Here is a 14,591-nt window from a genome sequence, read left to right as displayed (position 1 = left end):
GTTCCCAGTGGGAACACCGGCGCCGCGGTGTTTCCCGGCCCCCGGGCCCGTGTTCCGCGCACCCGGGTTTCCTCATCAGCGGCTGGTTTCCGCGACAGGGTGGAGCGGGCAAGCCCCAGGGGGCCAACAGAAGAGGGGGAACCGTGATCGTCTGGATCAACGGTGCATTCGGTGCGGGTAAGACAACCACCGCACGGGAACTGATCGACCTGATCCCGAACAGCACACTCTTCGACCCCGAGGTCGTCGGCGGAGCGCTCGCGCAGTTGCTGCCGCCCAAGCGCCTCGCCGAGGTCGGCGACTTCCAGGACCTGCCGATCTGGAGACGTCTCGTGATCGACACCGCGGCCGCCATGCTCGCGGAGCTCGGCGGCGTCCTCGTGGTCCCGATGACCCTGCTGCGCCAGGAGTACCGCGACGAGATCTTCGGTGGCCTCGCCGCCCGCCGGATCCCCGTACGGCATGTGCTCCTCGCCCCAGCGGAAACGATCCTGCGCGAGCGAATAGCCGGGCGCGAGGTGCCCCCGGACCTGCCCGACGGCGAGATGCGCGTGCGCCAGTGGTCCTACGACCACATCGAGCCCTACCGCACCGCGCTCGCGTCCTGGCTGACCGCCGACGCCCACCCCGTGGACACGGGCGCGCTCACCCCGTACGAGACCGCCCTGCGCATCGCCGAGGCCGTCCGCACCGGCGGGGTGCCCGTGTGCGACATCGTGCAGACACCGGAGCCCACCGCCGAGACGCTCGCCTCCGGGGTGCTCCTCTTCGACGAGCGGGACCGGGTACTGCTCGTCGACCCCACGTACAAGGCCGGCTGGGAGTTCCCCGGCGGTGTCGTCGAGCCCGGCGAGGCACCCGCGCGCGCGGGCATGCGGGAGGTCGCCGAGGAAACCGGCCTCACGCTCGACGAGGTGCCCCGGCTCCTCGTGGTCGACTGGGAGCGGGCCGCGCCGCCCGGCTACGGCGGTCTGCGGCTGCTCTTCGACGGCGGCAGGCTCGGTGCCGCCGAGGCCCGGAGCCTGCTGCTCCCCGGGCCCGAACTGCGCGACTGGCGCTTCGTCACCGAGCAGGAGGCCGCCACCCTGCTGCCGCCCGTACGGTACGAGCGGCTGCGCTGGGCGCTGCGGGCCCGCGAACGGGGCGCGGCCCTCTACCTGGAGGCCGGGGTCCCCGTCGGCTGACCCGCGCCCGCACGCCCGCCGTGAACGCGGTCAGTTCGCCGCGTAGTTCCGCAGGAACAACGCCTCCGCCACGGACAGCCGCTCCAGCTCGTCGGGCGACACGCTCTCGTTCACCGCGTGGATCTGCGCCTCCGGCTCGCTGAGCCCGATCAGCAGGATCTCCGCGCCCGGGTACAGCGACGCGAGGGTGTTGCACAGCGGAATGGAACCGCCCTGCCCGGCGTACTGCATCTCCTGTCCCGGGTACGCGACCGCCATGGCCCCGGCCATCGCCGCGTACGCCGGGCTGGAGGTGTCGGCGCGGAACGGCTGGCCCTGGCCGATCTGTTCCGTGCGCACCCGCGCGCCCCACGGCGTGTGCGCCTCCAGGTGGGCCTGGAGCAGCTTGGTCGCCCCGGCGGCGTCCGTGCCCGGCGGCACCCGCAGGCTGACCAGCGCGCGGGCCCCCGCCTGCACGGACGGCGTGGCGCCGATCACCGGCGGGCAGTCGATGCCGAGCACGGTGACGGCGGGGCGTGCCCAGATGCGGTCGGCGACCGTGCCGGAGCCGATCAGCTCCGCGCCGTCGACCACCTTGGCGTCCGCGCGGAACGCCGCCTCGTCGTACTGGAGCCCCTCCCAGCGGGCGTCCGAGGCGAGCCCGTCGACCGTCGTCGAACCGTCCTCCGCGCGCAGCGAGTCCAGTACCCGGATCAGCGCGGCGAGCGCGTCCGGAGCCGCACCGCCGAACTGCCCCGAGTGCAGGTTGCCTTCGAGGGTGTCGACCTGCACCCGCACCAGGGTCATGCCGCGCAGCGTCGTGGTGACCGTCGGCAGGCCCACCCGGAAGTTGCCCGCGTCGCCGATCACGACCGTGTCGGCGGCGAGCAGCTCCGGATGGTCCTCGGCGTACCGCTCCAGGCCGCCGGTGCCCTGCTCCTCGGAACCCTCGACGATCATCTTGACGCCGACCGGGATCCCGCCGTTCGCCTTCAGCGCGCGCAGGGCGAGCAGGTGCATGATCACGCCGCCCTTGCAGTCGGCGCTGCCCCGGCCGTACCAGCGGCCGTCGCGCTCGGTCAGCTCGAAGGGCGGCGTGGCCCACGCGGCCTCGTCCAGCGGCGGCTGCACGTCGTAGTGCGCGTACAGCAGCACGGTCTTGGCTCCCTCGGGGCCCGGCAGATACCCGTACACAGACTGCGTGCCGTCCGGGGTGTCGAGCACCGCGACGTCCTGGAAGCCCTCGGTGCGCAGCGCGTCCGCGATCCAGTTCGCGGCGCCCTCGCTCTCGCTCCTGGGGTATTGGTCGAAGTCCGCCACCGACTTGAAGGCCACCAGCTCGGTGAGCTCCGCCTTCGCCCTGGGCAGCAGCGAGGCGACGGTCTCGGCGACCGGATTCGACGACATGGGCACGCTCCTTGTGGGTGCGACGTTGTGCGCGAGTTGTAAGGGTTTTCCCGTTGTACGGCGGTGGTACGTCCCCACGTGCCGGTGTATGACCGGTGTGCAGGGCACATAACTGCTGATCCTCCCACAGCGACCTGCGGCGACGCCCGCCGTAGGATGCGGGGGAAAGGTGCGGCAGGCGGCTGGATCGGGAGCATCAGACCATCGTGAGCAGCGAGAACTCTTCAGCGGACTCGGCGGACGACGTGCAGCGGGTGTGGGACGTCGTCGTGGTCGGCGCGGGGCCCGCGGGCGCCTCGGCCGCCTATGCGGCAGCGGTCGCGGGACGCAGCGTCCTGTTGCTGGAGAAGGCGGAACTGCCCCGCTACAAAACGTGCGGCGGCGGCATCATCGGCCCCTCGCGCGACTCATTGCCGCCCGGCTTCGAGCTGCCGTTCCGGGACCGGGTGCAGGCGGTCACCTTCTCGCTCGACGGCAGGTTCGCGCGCACCCGCCGCTCCAGGCAGATGCTGTTCGGGCTCATCAACCGGCCCGAGTTCGACCAGCAGCTCGTCGAGCACGCACAGAAGGCGGGCGCCGAACTGCGTACGGGCGTCACGGTCTCCCGCGTCGAGCAGCACGGCTCCGCCGTCCCCGACCGGCGTACCGTCGCCGTCGTCCTCCAGGGCGGCGAGACCGTCCTCGGCCGGGCCGTCGTCGGCGCGGACGGCAGCGCCAGCCGGATAGGCGCGCACGTCGGCGTCAAGCTCGACCAGGTCGACCTCGGCCTGGAGGCGGAGATCCCGGTGCCCTCGACCGTCGCCGAGGACTGGCGGGGCCGGGTCCTGATCGACTGGGGCCCCATGCCCGGCAGTTACGGCTGGGTGTTCCCCAAGGGGGACACCCTCACCGTCGGCGTGATCTCGGCGCGCGGCGAAGGCGCCGCCACCAAGCGCTACTTGGAGGACTTCATCGGCCGGCTCGGCCTGGCCGGCTTCGAGCCGAGCATCTCCTCCGGCCACCTGACGCGCTGCCGCGCCGACGACTCCCCGCTCTCCCGCGGCCGGGTCCTGGTCTGCGGGGACGCGGCCGGACTCCTGGAGCCGTGGACCCGCGAGGGCATCTCCTTCGCGCTGCGCTCCGGGCGGCTCGCGGGAGAGTGGGCGGTCCGGATCGCCGAGGCGCACGACGCCGTGGACACCCGGCGCCAGGCACTGAACTACGCCTTCGCCGTCAAGGCGGGCCTCGGCGTCGAGATGAGCGTCGGCAAGCGCATGCTCGCCGCGTTCGAGCGCAGGCCCGGCGTCTTCCACGCCGCGCTGACCGGTTTCCGGCCCGCCTGGAAGGCGTTCGCGAACATCACGCGCGGCGCCACCACACTGGGCGAGCTGGTGCGCACGCACCCGATGGCCGCCCGCGCGCTGACGGCCTTCGACCGCCAGGCGGACCGGCAGAACGACCGCCAGGCGGACCGCCAGAACGACCGGCAGGATGGCCGGCCCGCGGCCGAGCCGGCCGGGGACTGAGCCGGAGCCCGGTGGACCCGAGGCGCCCGAGGCCTTCGAGGCGGCGGACGGGGCGTGGGTTACGGGGCACGGGTACTCCCCGGGGAGTACCCGTGATCACCACGCCCGGCTGACGCGGCGGGCGCCCCGCGGCGTCTAGCGTGACGGCATGGCAGAGCAGCGCACCCGCGGCTTCCCGGGGCGGGACGGAGTACCGGCGTGGTGGCGGCACGGACCGCCGGGCCGGTACGGACTGCCGGGCGGGTACGGGCCGCCGGGCGGGTACGGGCCGCCGGGGCGGCACGGGGACGACGAGGCCCCGGACGCCCGTACCGCAAGTACCACCGGTGGTGCCCGTCCCGGCCGGCTCCCCTGGCGCTCCACCGTGCTCCTCACCGTCTTCGTGCTCGGCGGTTCGAACTACGCGGCCCACGCCCAGCAGGGCGGCCGCGCCTCCCTCGACCTCTTCGCCCGCGCGCTGCTGCTGGTGGCCGCGGGCGTGCTGCTGTGGCGGAACCGGCGTCCGGTCCCCGTGGTCTTCACGACGGCCGCCGCGGCGATGGTCTACCTGGGCGCCGGGTATCCGTACGGGCCGGTGTTCGCCGCTGTGGCCCTGGGCTGCTTCTGTGCCGTCGTGGCCGGGCACCGCAGGGCGGCCTGGACGGCGGTGGGCATGCTGTGGGCCGGGCACGTGCTGGTGGCGCACTGGCTGTACCGGTGGCTGCCGCCGTCCGGGGACACGGCCGCCCCCTGGGGGCAGGAACTCGTCGCGGCGGCCTGGGTGCCGGCGATCGTGGCGCTCGCGGAACTGTTCCGGGTACGCCGCGAGCAGTGGGACCGCGACCGGGCCGAGCGTGCGCGGGCCGCCGCGCGGCGGGCCGACGAGGAACGGCTGCGGATCGCCCGCGAACTGCACGACGTCCTCGCGCACAGCATCTCGGTGATCAACGTCCAGGCCGGGGTCGGTCTCGCGCTCCTCGACTCCGACCCGGAACAGGCCAGGACGGCGCTCACCACCATCAAGGCGGCCAGCAAGGAGGCGCTGGGCGAGGTCCGGCAGGTGCTCGGCACACTGCGCGCGCCCGGCGAGGCGCCGCGCGCTCCGGCACCCGGGCTCGACCGGCTGCCCGAACTCGTCGAGCAGGCCGCGGGCGCCGGGCTGACCGTCGAGGTGCGGGGCGGGGCGCCGGGGCTCAGGCCGGGCACCGACCTCGCCGCGTTCCGCATCGTCCAGGAGGCGCTGACCAACGTCGTACGGCACTCGGGTTCGCGGCACGCGCGCGTGCTGGTCGAGCAGGCCGAGGACACACTGCGACTGCGGATCGACGACGACGGGCCCGCGACCGGTGCGGACGCGGGCGGCAGCGGGAACGGGCTCGCCGGGATGCGCGAGCGGGCGGCGGCCCTCGGTGGCACGATCGAGGCGGGCCGGCGCGCCGACGGCGGTTTCCGGGTGCTGGCCGTACTGCCGCTGACGCCCGTACCGCCGCGGACATCCACGCTGCCGAGGACACCCGCACCGCCACCGCCGCCCGGGGAGGCCCCGTGATCCGCGTAGTGCTCGCCGACGACCAGTCGCTGGTGCGGGCGGGTTTCAAGGCGCTGCTCGACGCCCAGCCGGACATCGCGGTGGCCGGGGAGGCCGCCGACGGCGAGGAGGCCTGGCGCACGGTGCGCGAACTGCGGCCCGACGTCGTCCTGATGGACATCCGCATGCCCCGGCTCGACGGCCTGGCGGCCACCCGCCGCATCACCGGCGCACCGGACCTCGGCGACGTGAAGGTGGTCATGCTCACCACCTTCGAGCTGGACGAGTACGTCTTCGAGGCGATCCGCTCCGGTGCCTCCGGGTTCCTGGTCAAGGACACCGAGCCGGAGGAGCTGCTGCGGGCGGTGCGGGCGGTGGTCGGGGGCGACGCGCTGCTCTCGCCCGGGGTGACCCGGCGGCTGATCGCCGAGTTCGCGGCCCGCTCGAAGGAGCCGGCCGCCGCCGGGTCGCTCGCCGGGCTCACCGACCGGGAGCGGGAGGTGATGGCCCTGGTCGGGATCGGCCTGTCGAACGACGAGATCGCCCGCCGTCTGGTCGTCAGCCCGCTGACGGCGAAGACCCACGTCAGCCGGACCATGGTGAAGCTCGGTGCCCGCGACCGGGCCCAACTCGTCGTCATGGCCTACGAGTCGGGCCTGGTCAGGCCGGGCTGGCTGGGCTAGGACGCCCGTACCGGAGGTCGGACAGGGGTGTCACACGACGGCGGACGTCTTCCGCCACAGAGCGGCGAGCTCGGCGTCGCCCCGCACCTCCGGGAACGGGCGGCGGTTCCACAGCGCGAGGTAGAGCTGGTCGGCCGGTCCGGCCAGTTCGCAGTCGGCGTCGCCGCCGTCACCCCGCTCGGTCACGACGGGTTCGGCGGACAGGCGTACGGTCCACACCGCCGGGGCGCCCGCGTCGCCACCGCCGGTCCCGTCCGTCACCCGTATCCGCAGCACGCGAGGGGAGTCGCTGCGCACCCGGCTCTTGGCGCGGACGTGGAAGCCGGTCAGCAGCTCGTCGATCCCGTCCGCCGCGAACGCCGCGCCGATGGGGTCCGGCGTCCCGCCGAGCGCGGACTCCGCGTCGATCCGGTGCACGGTCGTCTCGTGTGCCTGCCGCCGGGCCCAGAACGCCAGCGGCGACGGAGCGGGCAGAAAGCCCCAGCACCGTACGTCGGGCGAGGCCGCGGCGAGGGTGTCGACAAGGCGCCGGTGCCCCTCGCGGAACCAGCGCAGCAGCGCGTCGCCGTCCGCGCCTTCCTCGCTGTCCTGGCCGGGCGGGTCCGCGATGGGGCGGGGGGAGGTGTGCTCCTCGGCCACGAAGCCGGTCGCCCAGCGGTGCACCGCTCCGGTGTGTCCCACCAGGTCCCGTACCCGCCAGCCCGGGCAGGTCGGCACGAGGGCGTCGAGGCCGGCCCGCTCCGCGGCGGAGGCCAGCAACAGGCCCTCGCTGTCCAGCGTTTCGAGAAACTGCTCAGTCTCCATGCGGCGAGTGTGCCGGACGCGGCGGCGCGGACGAAGGCGGTCGCGGCGGAACCTCCGTTCCCCTTCCCCCGGCCGACGGCCGCCCCTGCGCGGCTCAGCCGACCGCCGCGCGGCGCGTGGCGAAGCCGATCAGCGCCGCCACCGAGGCGAGCACCGCCACGCTGGTGAGCGCGGTCGGCAGCGAGTACCAGTCGGCCATGAAGCCGATCGCGGGCGGCCCGAGCAGCATGCCCCCGTAGCCGAGGGTGGAGGCGGCGGCGACACCGGTCGGCCCGGCCAGCGCTCCGGCGCGTTCGACCGCCACCGGGAAGATGTTGGCGAGGCCGAGGCCGGTGACGGCGAAGCCGAGCAGGGCCGCCCACACGGACGGCGCGAGCGATCCGAGCAGCATGCCGAGCGCCGCCGTCGTACCGCCCGCCACCAGGGTCCTGGTCCGGCCGAGCCGCTCCAACAGCGTCGTACCGCTGAGCCGGCCGATCGTCATGGCGAGCGCGAAGGCCGAGTAGCCGGCCGCCGCGACGCCCGGGTGCGCGTCCAGGTCCTGTTCCAGGTGGAGCGCGCCCCAGTCGGCCAGCGCGCCCTCGCCGTAGGCGGTGCACAGGGCGATCAGGCCGAAGACGGTGACCAGCCCGCGGGTACGGCTGTCGGGCCCGCGCGGCGCGCCCTCCGCGTCCTGCCCCGTCTGCTCGCGGTCCGCCGGTACCGGCGGCACGGGCGGCTCCAGGCGCAGCAGCGTGCGGCCCGCGAGGGCGGTCACGAGCAGCCCGACCACGGTGAGGCCGAGCAGATGGCGGGTGGGGGAGAGCTGTCCGGCGACCAGTCCGCCGAGCCCCGCGCCGAGCATGCCGCCGAGGCTGAAGGCCGCGTGGAAACTGGGCATGACCGGGCGGCGCAGCGCGGCCACCAGGTCGACGGCGGCGCTGTTCATCGCGACGTTGATGCAGCCGTAGGCGGCGCCGAACACCAGCAGGACGGAGCCGAGCGCGACCGCGGAGTGGGTCAGTGGCGGCAGCGCCACGCTGAGGGCCAGCAGGACACCGCAGACCACCGTCACGGGATGACTGCCGAAGCGCCGGCAGAGCCGCCCGGTGAGCATCATGGTGATCACCGCGCCGGCCGAGACCCCGAGCAGCGCCAGGCCGAGCGCGCTGGCGGAGGCGCCGGTCTGCTCCTTGACGGCGGGGATCCGTACCACCCAGCCGGCGAAGACGAAGCCGTCGAGGGCGAAGAAGGCGGTCAGGGAGAGGCGGAGCCTGGCGAGGTCGTCACCCGGCACGACACTGTGCCCGGAGAGTTTGTTTATCAGCGACACAAAAGCAGGGTAAGGGCCCGCCCGACCGCGAACAAGGGAGCAGGTGGCACGCGTAAGCGCCGACAGGGGCGCGGGTGAACAACACCTGGGCCGGGCTCCGTACCGGCCCCGCACCCCCCTCGCCCCGCGGACCGGGGCTATTTCTGAACGGCCCTTTTGACGGCCCGCAGGATCACGAACTTGTTGTCACCGGCGACGAGTTCGCTGTTGCCGAAGAGACGGCGCAGCGTGACGTGGTAGCCGAGATGCCGGTTGCCGACGACCCACAGCTCGCCGCCGGGCCGCAGCGCGCGCCGGGCGCCGGTGAACATCCGCCGGGCGCTGGCGTCGCTGGTCGCCTGGTGGGAGTGGAAGGGCGGATTGTTCAGGACGAGATCGACGCTCGCGTCCGGAACGCCGCTCAGCCCGTCCCCGACGCGGAACTCCGCGGAGCCGTCCGCGTTGGCCCGGTAGGTCTCCTCGGCGGAGGCGACCGCCTGGAACGACTCGTCCAGGAACAGCACCTCGGCCCCGGGACTGGCCAGCGCGGCGGCCGTACCGACGACACCGTTGCCGCAGCCGAGGTCCACGATGCGCGCGCCGTCGCGGCCGCGCGGCAGATGGCCCAGGAAGAAGCGGGTGCCGATGTCGAGCCGGTCGGCGCAGAACACCCCCGCGTGATTGACGACCGTCCGTCCCGACAACGGCCCGATCCCGTCGGGCAGTCGATAGCGGTACGGCCACGGAGCGGCGCCGCGTTCGAGCGCGGGATCCGGGGTGCAGAAGATGAGCCGGGCCTTCTGCTCGGCGAGCGAGGTACGGGTGGGCCCGAGCAGCCGCTCGAACAACCGCAACGTCGAGGTGTGGATCTCCTTGACCATCCCGGTGCCGATGACGACGGTCCCCTCGTGCACCGCGGGCGCCAGCCGGTGCAACTGGTCCTCGAGGAGCGCCAGACTCTTCGGAACGCGGACGAGGAGGACGTCGATCCGGTCAGGAGGCGTGTCGCGGGTGGTGAGCAGCCGCACCGCACCCTCCTCGACCCCGTTGCGCCGCAGGTTGGCCCGGGTCGCCTCCTGCCCGAGGAAGGAATCCGTGATCTGTACGGGACGCCGCTCGGCCAGCGCCGTGACCAGTGCGCCCCACCGGTCGCCGACCACCACGACCGTCCCGTCCAGCGGGGTGCCGCTCGACGCGAGATGCCGCAGCAGATAGGCGTCGGACGCGTCCCAGGCGCGCAGCCGGTCGCGGGGATCCTCGGGAAAACGGGCCAGCGTGTACGTGCCCCAGGGTGTGGTCATCGGGTCATTCATCGTGTGGTCAAGGCTAGCGGAGCCGCAGCTCAGAGCCCCGGACGGCCGATGTCGGTCCCTCCGGCGATGATGGAGGCCATGGACGGAGAGCTGTTCCCGCGCGAGCGGGCGGAGGTGGCGCCGGGTGCGGTGCACGTGCCGGACTGGCTGGACGCCGACGGCATGCGGCGGCTGCTCGGGGCGTGCCGGGAGTGGGCGAGGCCGCCGGCCGGACTGCGCACGGTCCGCACCCCGGGCGGGGGCACCATGACCTCCCGGCAGGTCTGCCTGGGCCGGCACTGGTACCCGTACGGGTACGCGCGCACGGTCGTCGACGGCGACAACGCCCCGGTCAAGCCCTTCCCGGACTGGCTGGGCGCCCTCGGCCGCCGGGCGGCGAGGGACGCCTTGGGCGCCGAGGCGACGACCGCGGCCCCGTACGACATCGCGCTGATCAACTTCTACGACGCGGACGCGCGGATGGGCATGCACCGGGACAGCGACGAGAAGTCCGACGCGCCGGTGGTCTCGCTGAGCCTCGGCGACACCTGTGTCTTCCGGTTCGGGAACACGGACTCGCGCGGCAGACCGTACACGGACGTCGAACTGCGCAGCGGCGACCTGTTCGTGTTCGGCGGCTCCTCACGGCTCGCGTACCACGGGGTCCCGAGGGTGCACCCGGGCACCGCGCCGCCCGACTTGGGCCTCACCGGCCGCCTGAACATCACCTTGCGCGCGAGTGGCTTCTAGACGGCGTACGAGGGGCACCGGCCGCGACGGGATCATGGGAGACTCGCGTCCATGAACGGCAAGGCGGGCCCCCGGACGGCGGGGGAAGGGAACACACGGACGCGGCTGGACCGGGGGCGTGGCGCGCTCGGACCCGCGCTGGAGCTCGTGCACACCGGACGCGCGCCGACCCGTGCCGTGCTCACCGCCGAACTGGGTGTCACCCGGGCCACGGCGGGCGCGGTCGCCGCGGAGCTGGAGGCGCTGGGGCTGATCAGGGTGGACGCCCGCCCGGGGGCCGCCGCCGGTTCCCAGGGCCGCCCCTCGCACCGCCTCGAGCTGGCGGAGGACGGGCCGGTCGCGCTGGCCGCGCAGGTGCATGCCGACGGTTTCCGGGCCGCGCTGGTCGGCCTCGGCGGCCGGATCGTCGCGACCGCGCCGGGCTGCGAGACGGTGGACGCCGACCCCGCGCAGGTGCTGGGGGCCGTGGTGGAGGCGGGCGCGGAACTGCTGGCCGCGACCGGCCGGCGCTGTGTCGGCGCGGGACTCGCCGTCCCCTCGGCGGTCGCCGAACCGGAGGGCCTGGCGCTCAACCCGCTGCACCTCGCCTGGCCGGTGGGCGCACCGGTCAGGGAGATCTTCGCGGAGCGGGTGCGCGAGGCAGGCATCGAAGGCCCCGCTCTGGCGGGCAACGACGTCAACCTCGCCGCACTCGCGGAGCACCGGCACGGCGCGGGCAGGGGCTCCCGCGACCTGCTCTGCGTGGCGACCGGACACCGCGGGGTGGGCGGCGCACTGGTACTGGACGGTCGCCTGCACACAGGCAGTTCCGGTCTGGCCCTCGAAGTCGGCCACCTCACCGTCAACCCCGAGGGCCGCCCCTGCCACTGCGGCAGCCGGGGCTGCCTGGACGTCGAGGCGGACCCGCTGGCCCTCCTGGAGGCGGCGGGCCGCGCCCCCGGCCCCGTGGTCTCGCTGCTCAAGCAGGCGGAGGACCTGGTCAAGGAGCACTACGCGGACCCGGCGGTCCGCACGGCGGCCGAGGCACTGATCGACCGTCTGGGGCTGGGCCTCGCGGGCCTGGTCAACATCCTCAACCCGGACCGCATCATCCTCGGCGGACTGCACCGCACCCTGCTGGACGCCGACCCGACGCGACTGCGCGCGGTCGTGGCCGACCGCAGCCTGTGGGGCCAGAGCGGCGGGGTACCGATCCTCGCCTGCACCCTCAGCCACAACAGCCTGGTGGGCGCGGCGGAACTGGCGTGGCAGCCGGTACTGGACGACCCGCTGGGTGCGCTGGCGGTCTGAAGGGCTACCGCCAGCCGACTGCGAATGCCCGCCCAGGATTCTCGCTGAGAATGCGCGCCACCAGCTCCTCACCCAGGGCGCGTTCGAGCCGGGGCCGGACCCGGCGCAGCAGATACGGCATGCCGGGACCGCCGTTCACCGAGCGAGCGGCGGCCGTCGTGGTGTCGCCGCCCAGGAGCAGCCGGTGCCCGAACCCGGCCTCGGCCAGGGCGGCCATGGCGTCCGGCATCCGCCAGTCGGTGGCGTGGTGGGCACGCGAGGGCCCGTCGAAGGCCAGGTAGGCACCCGCCTCGGCGGCCTCGCGCTGCACCACCGGATCCGGCGAGCGATTGAGATGCCCGAGCACCACCCGGTCCGGCGCGACCCCCAACTCCCCGCACAGCAGGTCGAGTACGTCGAGTGCACCGGTGCCCAGCTCCAGATGGACGGCGATCGGAGCACCCGTGGCGTGGTGGGCCTCGGCCGCGGCGGTCATCGTCCAGCGGGCGTGCGCATCGAGGGCATGGAACCCGCCCGCGACCTTGATCAGCCCGGCACGGACCCCGGAGGTGCCGATACCCCGCGTCAGTTCGGCGACGAACACCTCGGCCAGCCGACCGCGCAGCTCACCGAGCGCCTCGGGCGCGTAGTGCGCAGCCTGATGAAGCCCGGTCGCGGCAACCACGTGAACCCCCGCCTCACGGGAGACCCGAGGCAGATCCGCCGCACGCCGCCCGGTCCCCCAGGGACTCCACTGCACGACGCTGCCCCCACCTTCGGCACGGAACGCGGCAAGCTCGGCCACGGCAGCGGAGCCGTCGCGCAATTCTTGACCGGCAAGCAGAGGGCTGCTGAAAAAGACATGATCGTGCGCGTCACATACACCCATCCGCTCGGGAAGCAGGTCCCCAAGCACCGTACGAACCGTATTCACCTTTACCGTCCCCGTTTCCGAACTCACCACTGCCGCCCCCGTGGCAGCAGATACCGCCCGGGCTGCGAAAGATGAAGCACCCGGAACAACTCGCCCGCTGCCTTGGGTCTCTCGTGGTCCCACAGCGAGAAGTGGACCAGCTCCCAGGTCCGGACGTCGACGGCGGCGCCCGCGCAGACGGCACCGACCATGGCGGCGGTACGCGCGACGTCGCGTACCGCGTCCGCCATCACCTCGGACACCGGCACCCCCACGGGAACGTACTCCCTGCGCCGTACCGCGACCTCGGCCGGACCACCGGAGGCGGCGCCCTCCTCGTAGGCCAGACCCGACCAGTGCTGCACCAAAGGACGCCCGAAGTCGTCGACGATCCCCTGGAAGGGGCCGCCCCAGAGGAAGGAGTTCATGCCCTCGGGCGTGTGCCACAGATAGAACGGCGCGTACTGGTTGACGGGCGAGCCGGCCACACCGCGCTCGCGCATCAGGTAAGCCTTCAGCGCGAGCCCGTCCCAGTCGTCGAGCGCGTGCCCCCGGCGGGCGACGCGGTCGCGGATGACGCCCATGTCGTAGTCGGCGGGCAACGTGATCTCGTACTGCATGGCGTGCATGAAGGCCTCCAAGGAGCTGCTCAAAGGGCCGGTTGGGACGATCGCCTGAACTGTCCACCGGACCGGTCGTGACGATCGCGTCCGCGACCTGCGGCCCCGACCCACCGCCCGCGCAGCGCGACAACCCGAGGACGGGAGGACTGCTAACTCAGCGGACCGGAGCGAGCAGCGCCAGCAGCCCACGCACGCCGGCGTCGAAGGCGTCCGGGGAGCCGGAGGCGCGAGCCAGAACGTATCCACCCTGGACGGTGGCGACGATCGCCGAGGCGATCTCCCCGGCATCCAGCCCGGCAGCGAACTGCCCCTGCTCGACGCCCTCTTCGACGATCCCGGCCAGCCGCGCCCGGAGCCAGTCGAGCGTCTCGTCGACGGGCGCGCGCAACTCCGCGCTGGCGATCACGTCCGGATCCATCGTCAGCCGCCCGACCGGACACCCCCGCAGCACATCACGCTCGCGCCGCAGATACGCCTCGATGCGCTCGTACGGCGTCCCGGGCGTACTCAGCGCCTGCTCCGCGGCGGCCCGCAACTCCTCGGCGGTGCGCCGGATCGCGGCCAGGGCGAGGCCGGGCTTGCCCGTGAAGTGGTGGTACATGCTGCCCTGTCCGGCGCCGGCGTGCTGCTGGATCGCCTTGGGGCTGGTGCCCACGTAGCCACGTTCCCACAGCAGCTCACGGGTGGACTCGATCAGTCGCTCCGGGGTGCTCATGCGGTCACTGTACATACCAGTAGGTACAGAAGTCGAGAAATACAGGACGCACCCGAGGAGCAGCACATGTCGACCCCCGTACTCCCGGGGAGGTACGCCAACGGCCGCTGGCGGTACGACGACCACCGCACCTCACCCGAGCCAGTCTCGAACCGTCACCACACGACAGACCGACCGAGGAGATGAGCCCGATGCGCATGCTGGCGAACTGGAACAACGGTGACGGCCCCGGCCCCTGGATCCTGTTCCTCCCCCTGATCTGGGCGGCCGTGGTCATGGGCGGCGTCACCCTCCTGCGCCGCACCGCGTGGCGAGGCCGCCACGGCCCCTGGCGGCAGACGGCCGACACACGCCCCACCGGCGACTCACCGATCGCGGTACTGGGCCGCCGCTTCGCCGCGGGCGAGATCGACGAGGACGAGTACTGGCGCCGCCTCTCCGTCCTGGACGAGCAGTTCGGCGGCACGGGCAAGGGCGGAACGACATGAACACGGCCCCGTACGCGCCCACCCGCGCAGCCACCACGAAGCTTCCCGGAACGCCACCGACGTCGCCCGGGCCCGAATAAAGTAAAGGGCCCGCGCCCACCCAAAAATTTCCCACGCCCGCGCGCGCGCCGGGGGTAACGGCGGCCCGGGCCCGCCCCCCGCCCCAAAACCCAGTAACTGA

The 14,591-nt window shown here is 73.5% G+C and carries 14 protein-coding genes; 7 read left to right on the top strand and 7 right to left on the bottom strand.

All coding sequences use genetic code 11. The features are described 5' to 3' along the window. The first annotated feature begins 143 nt into the window (after nucleotides 1–143). A complete protein-coding gene (locus ACFV6E_RS18840) occupies nucleotides 144–1,184 on the top strand; it encodes an NUDIX domain-containing protein (RefSeq protein ID WP_385462868.1) in 1,041 nt (346 codons plus the stop codon). Between the two features lie 30 nt (nucleotides 1,185–1,214). Here ACFV6E_RS18840 and ACFV6E_RS18835 read toward each other — a convergent pair whose 3' ends face one another. Then, nucleotides 1,215–2,570, bottom strand: a complete 1,356-nt coding sequence (locus ACFV6E_RS18835; RefSeq protein WP_385462865.1) for a dipeptidase — start codon at nucleotides 2,568–2,570, stop codon at nucleotides 1,215–1,217. A 206-nt stretch (nucleotides 2,571–2,776) separates the two neighbouring features. Here ACFV6E_RS18835 and ACFV6E_RS18830 point away from each other — a divergent pair, with 206 nt between their 5' ends. The 3 genes from ACFV6E_RS18830 to ACFV6E_RS18820 all read left to right on the top strand — a co-directional run bounded on the left by ACFV6E_RS18830 (nucleotide 2,777) and on the right by ACFV6E_RS18820 (nucleotide 6,265). Further along, nucleotides 2,777–4,075 (top strand): geranylgeranyl reductase family protein, encoded by a 1,299-nt coding sequence (locus ACFV6E_RS18830; protein ID WP_385160357.1) that lies wholly within the window; start codon nucleotides 2,777–2,779, stop codon nucleotides 4,073–4,075. Nucleotides 4,076–4,223: 148 nt separating this feature from the next. After that, nucleotides 4,224–5,603, top strand: coding sequence for a sensor histidine kinase (locus ACFV6E_RS18825; protein WP_385462862.1), 1,380 nt, complete (start codon nucleotides 4,224–4,226; stop codon nucleotides 5,601–5,603). After that, on the top strand, nucleotides 5,600–6,265 hold the full coding sequence (locus tag ACFV6E_RS18820) for a response regulator (protein WP_385462859.1): 666 nt from the start codon (nucleotides 5,600–5,602) through the stop codon (nucleotides 6,263–6,265). The genes ACFV6E_RS18825 and ACFV6E_RS18820 overlap by 4 nt, the downstream gene beginning before the upstream one ends. 30 nt (nucleotides 6,266–6,295) lie before the next feature. Here ACFV6E_RS18820 and ACFV6E_RS18815 read toward each other — a convergent pair whose 3' ends face one another. The 3 genes from ACFV6E_RS18815 to ACFV6E_RS18805 all read right to left on the bottom strand — a co-directional run bounded on the left by ACFV6E_RS18815 (nucleotide 6,296) and on the right by ACFV6E_RS18805 (nucleotide 9,661). Further along, nucleotides 6,296–7,069 (bottom strand): maleylpyruvate isomerase family mycothiol-dependent enzyme, encoded by a 774-nt coding sequence (locus ACFV6E_RS18815; RefSeq protein WP_385160351.1) that lies wholly within the window; start codon nucleotides 7,067–7,069, stop codon nucleotides 6,296–6,298. Nucleotides 7,070–7,163: 94 nt separating this feature from the next. After that, complete coding sequence (locus tag ACFV6E_RS18810; protein ID WP_385160370.1) at nucleotides 7,164–8,345, bottom strand: MFS transporter; 1,182 nt, start codon at nucleotides 8,343–8,345, stop codon at nucleotides 7,164–7,166. 173 nt (nucleotides 8,346–8,518) lie between these two features. Continuing rightward, nucleotides 8,519–9,661, bottom strand: a complete 1,143-nt coding sequence (locus ACFV6E_RS18805) for a methyltransferase (protein WP_385462856.1) — start codon at nucleotides 9,659–9,661, stop codon at nucleotides 8,519–8,521. Nucleotides 9,662–9,751: 90 nt separating this feature from the next. Here ACFV6E_RS18805 and ACFV6E_RS18800 point away from each other — a divergent pair, with 90 nt between their 5' ends. Together ACFV6E_RS18800 and ACFV6E_RS18795 are read left to right on the top strand one after the other, a co-directional pair. Next, a complete protein-coding gene (locus ACFV6E_RS18800; RefSeq protein WP_385160347.1) occupies nucleotides 9,752–10,402 on the top strand; it encodes an alpha-ketoglutarate-dependent dioxygenase AlkB family protein in 651 nt (216 codons plus the stop codon). 51 nt (nucleotides 10,403–10,453) lie between these two features. Then, a complete protein-coding gene (locus tag ACFV6E_RS18795) occupies nucleotides 10,454–11,692 on the top strand; it encodes an ROK family protein (protein ID WP_385160345.1) in 1,239 nt (412 codons plus the stop codon). 4 nt (nucleotides 11,693–11,696) lie between these two features. On the opposite strand, the gene ACFV6E_RS18790 is transcribed toward ACFV6E_RS18795, so the two are convergent. From ACFV6E_RS18790 to ACFV6E_RS18780, 3 genes are all read right to left on the bottom strand, one after another. Then, the gene (locus ACFV6E_RS18790) at nucleotides 11,697–12,560 is read right to left on the bottom strand and encodes a phosphotriesterase (protein WP_385160368.1); all 864 of its coding nucleotides are present in this window, start codon (nucleotides 12,558–12,560) and stop codon (nucleotides 11,697–11,699) included. A 68-nt stretch (nucleotides 12,561–12,628) separates the two neighbouring features. Further along, nucleotides 12,629–13,213, bottom strand: a complete 585-nt coding sequence (locus ACFV6E_RS18785; protein ID WP_385160343.1) for a DUF4865 family protein — start codon at nucleotides 13,211–13,213, stop codon at nucleotides 12,629–12,631. A gap of 148 nt (nucleotides 13,214–13,361) precedes the next feature. Next, nucleotides 13,362–13,937, bottom strand: coding sequence for a TetR/AcrR family transcriptional regulator (locus tag ACFV6E_RS18780; RefSeq protein ID WP_385160341.1), 576 nt, complete (start codon nucleotides 13,935–13,937; stop codon nucleotides 13,362–13,364). Nucleotides 13,938–14,113: 176 nt separating this feature from the next. Between ACFV6E_RS18780 and ACFV6E_RS18775 the strand changes: the two genes are divergently transcribed. Further along, nucleotides 14,114–14,410 carry an SHOCT domain-containing protein gene (locus ACFV6E_RS18775; RefSeq protein WP_385160340.1) on the top strand — a complete coding sequence of 99 codons (297 nt, stop codon included), beginning with the start codon at nucleotides 14,114–14,116 and terminating at the stop codon, nucleotides 14,408–14,410. The last annotated feature ends 181 nt before the right edge of the window (nucleotides 14,411–14,591 follow it).

Source organism: Streptomyces sp. NPDC059785, assembly GCF_042732375.1.
GTDB lineage: Bacteria > Actinomycetota > Actinomycetes > Streptomycetales > Streptomycetaceae > Streptomyces.
The sequence above is the reverse complement of the archived record's forward strand: the minus strand, read 5'-3'. Positions and strand labels throughout refer to the sequence as shown.

Bases quoted from the DNA above. Each gene is read 5' to 3' on its own strand.
- ACFV6E_RS18835 (WP_385462865.1), bottom strand. From the start codon at position 2,570: ATGTCGTCGAATCCGGTCGCCGAGACCGTCGCCTCGCTGCTGCCCAGG.
- ACFV6E_RS18825 (WP_385462862.1), top strand. From the start codon at position 4,224: ATGGCAGAGCAGCGCACCCGCGGCTTCCCGGGGCGGGACGGAGTACCG.
- ACFV6E_RS18815 (WP_385160351.1), bottom strand. From the start codon at position 7,069: ATGGAGACTGAGCAGTTTCTCGAAACGCTGGACAGCGAGGGCCTGTTG.
- ACFV6E_RS18805 (WP_385462856.1), bottom strand. From the start codon at position 9,661: ATGACCACACCCTGGGGCACGTACACGCTGGCCCGTTTTCCCGAGGAT.
- ACFV6E_RS18800 (WP_385160347.1), top strand. From the start codon at position 9,752: ATGGACGGAGAGCTGTTCCCGCGCGAGCGGGCGGAGGTGGCGCCGGGT.
- ACFV6E_RS18795 (WP_385160345.1), top strand. From the start codon at position 10,454: ATGAACGGCAAGGCGGGCCCCCGGACGGCGGGGGAAGGGAACACACGG.
- ACFV6E_RS18790 (WP_385160368.1), bottom strand. From the start codon at position 12,560: ATGGGTGTATGTGACGCGCACGATCATGTCTTTTTCAGCAGCCCTCTG.
- ACFV6E_RS18785 (WP_385160343.1), bottom strand. From the start codon at position 13,213: ATGCACGCCATGCAGTACGAGATCACGTTGCCCGCCGACTACGACATG.
- ACFV6E_RS18780 (WP_385160341.1), bottom strand. From the start codon at position 13,937: ATGTACAGTGACCGCATGAGCACCCCGGAGCGACTGATCGAGTCCACC.
- ACFV6E_RS18775 (WP_385160340.1), top strand. From the start codon at position 14,114: ATGCGCATGCTGGCGAACTGGAACAACGGTGACGGCCCCGGCCCCTGG.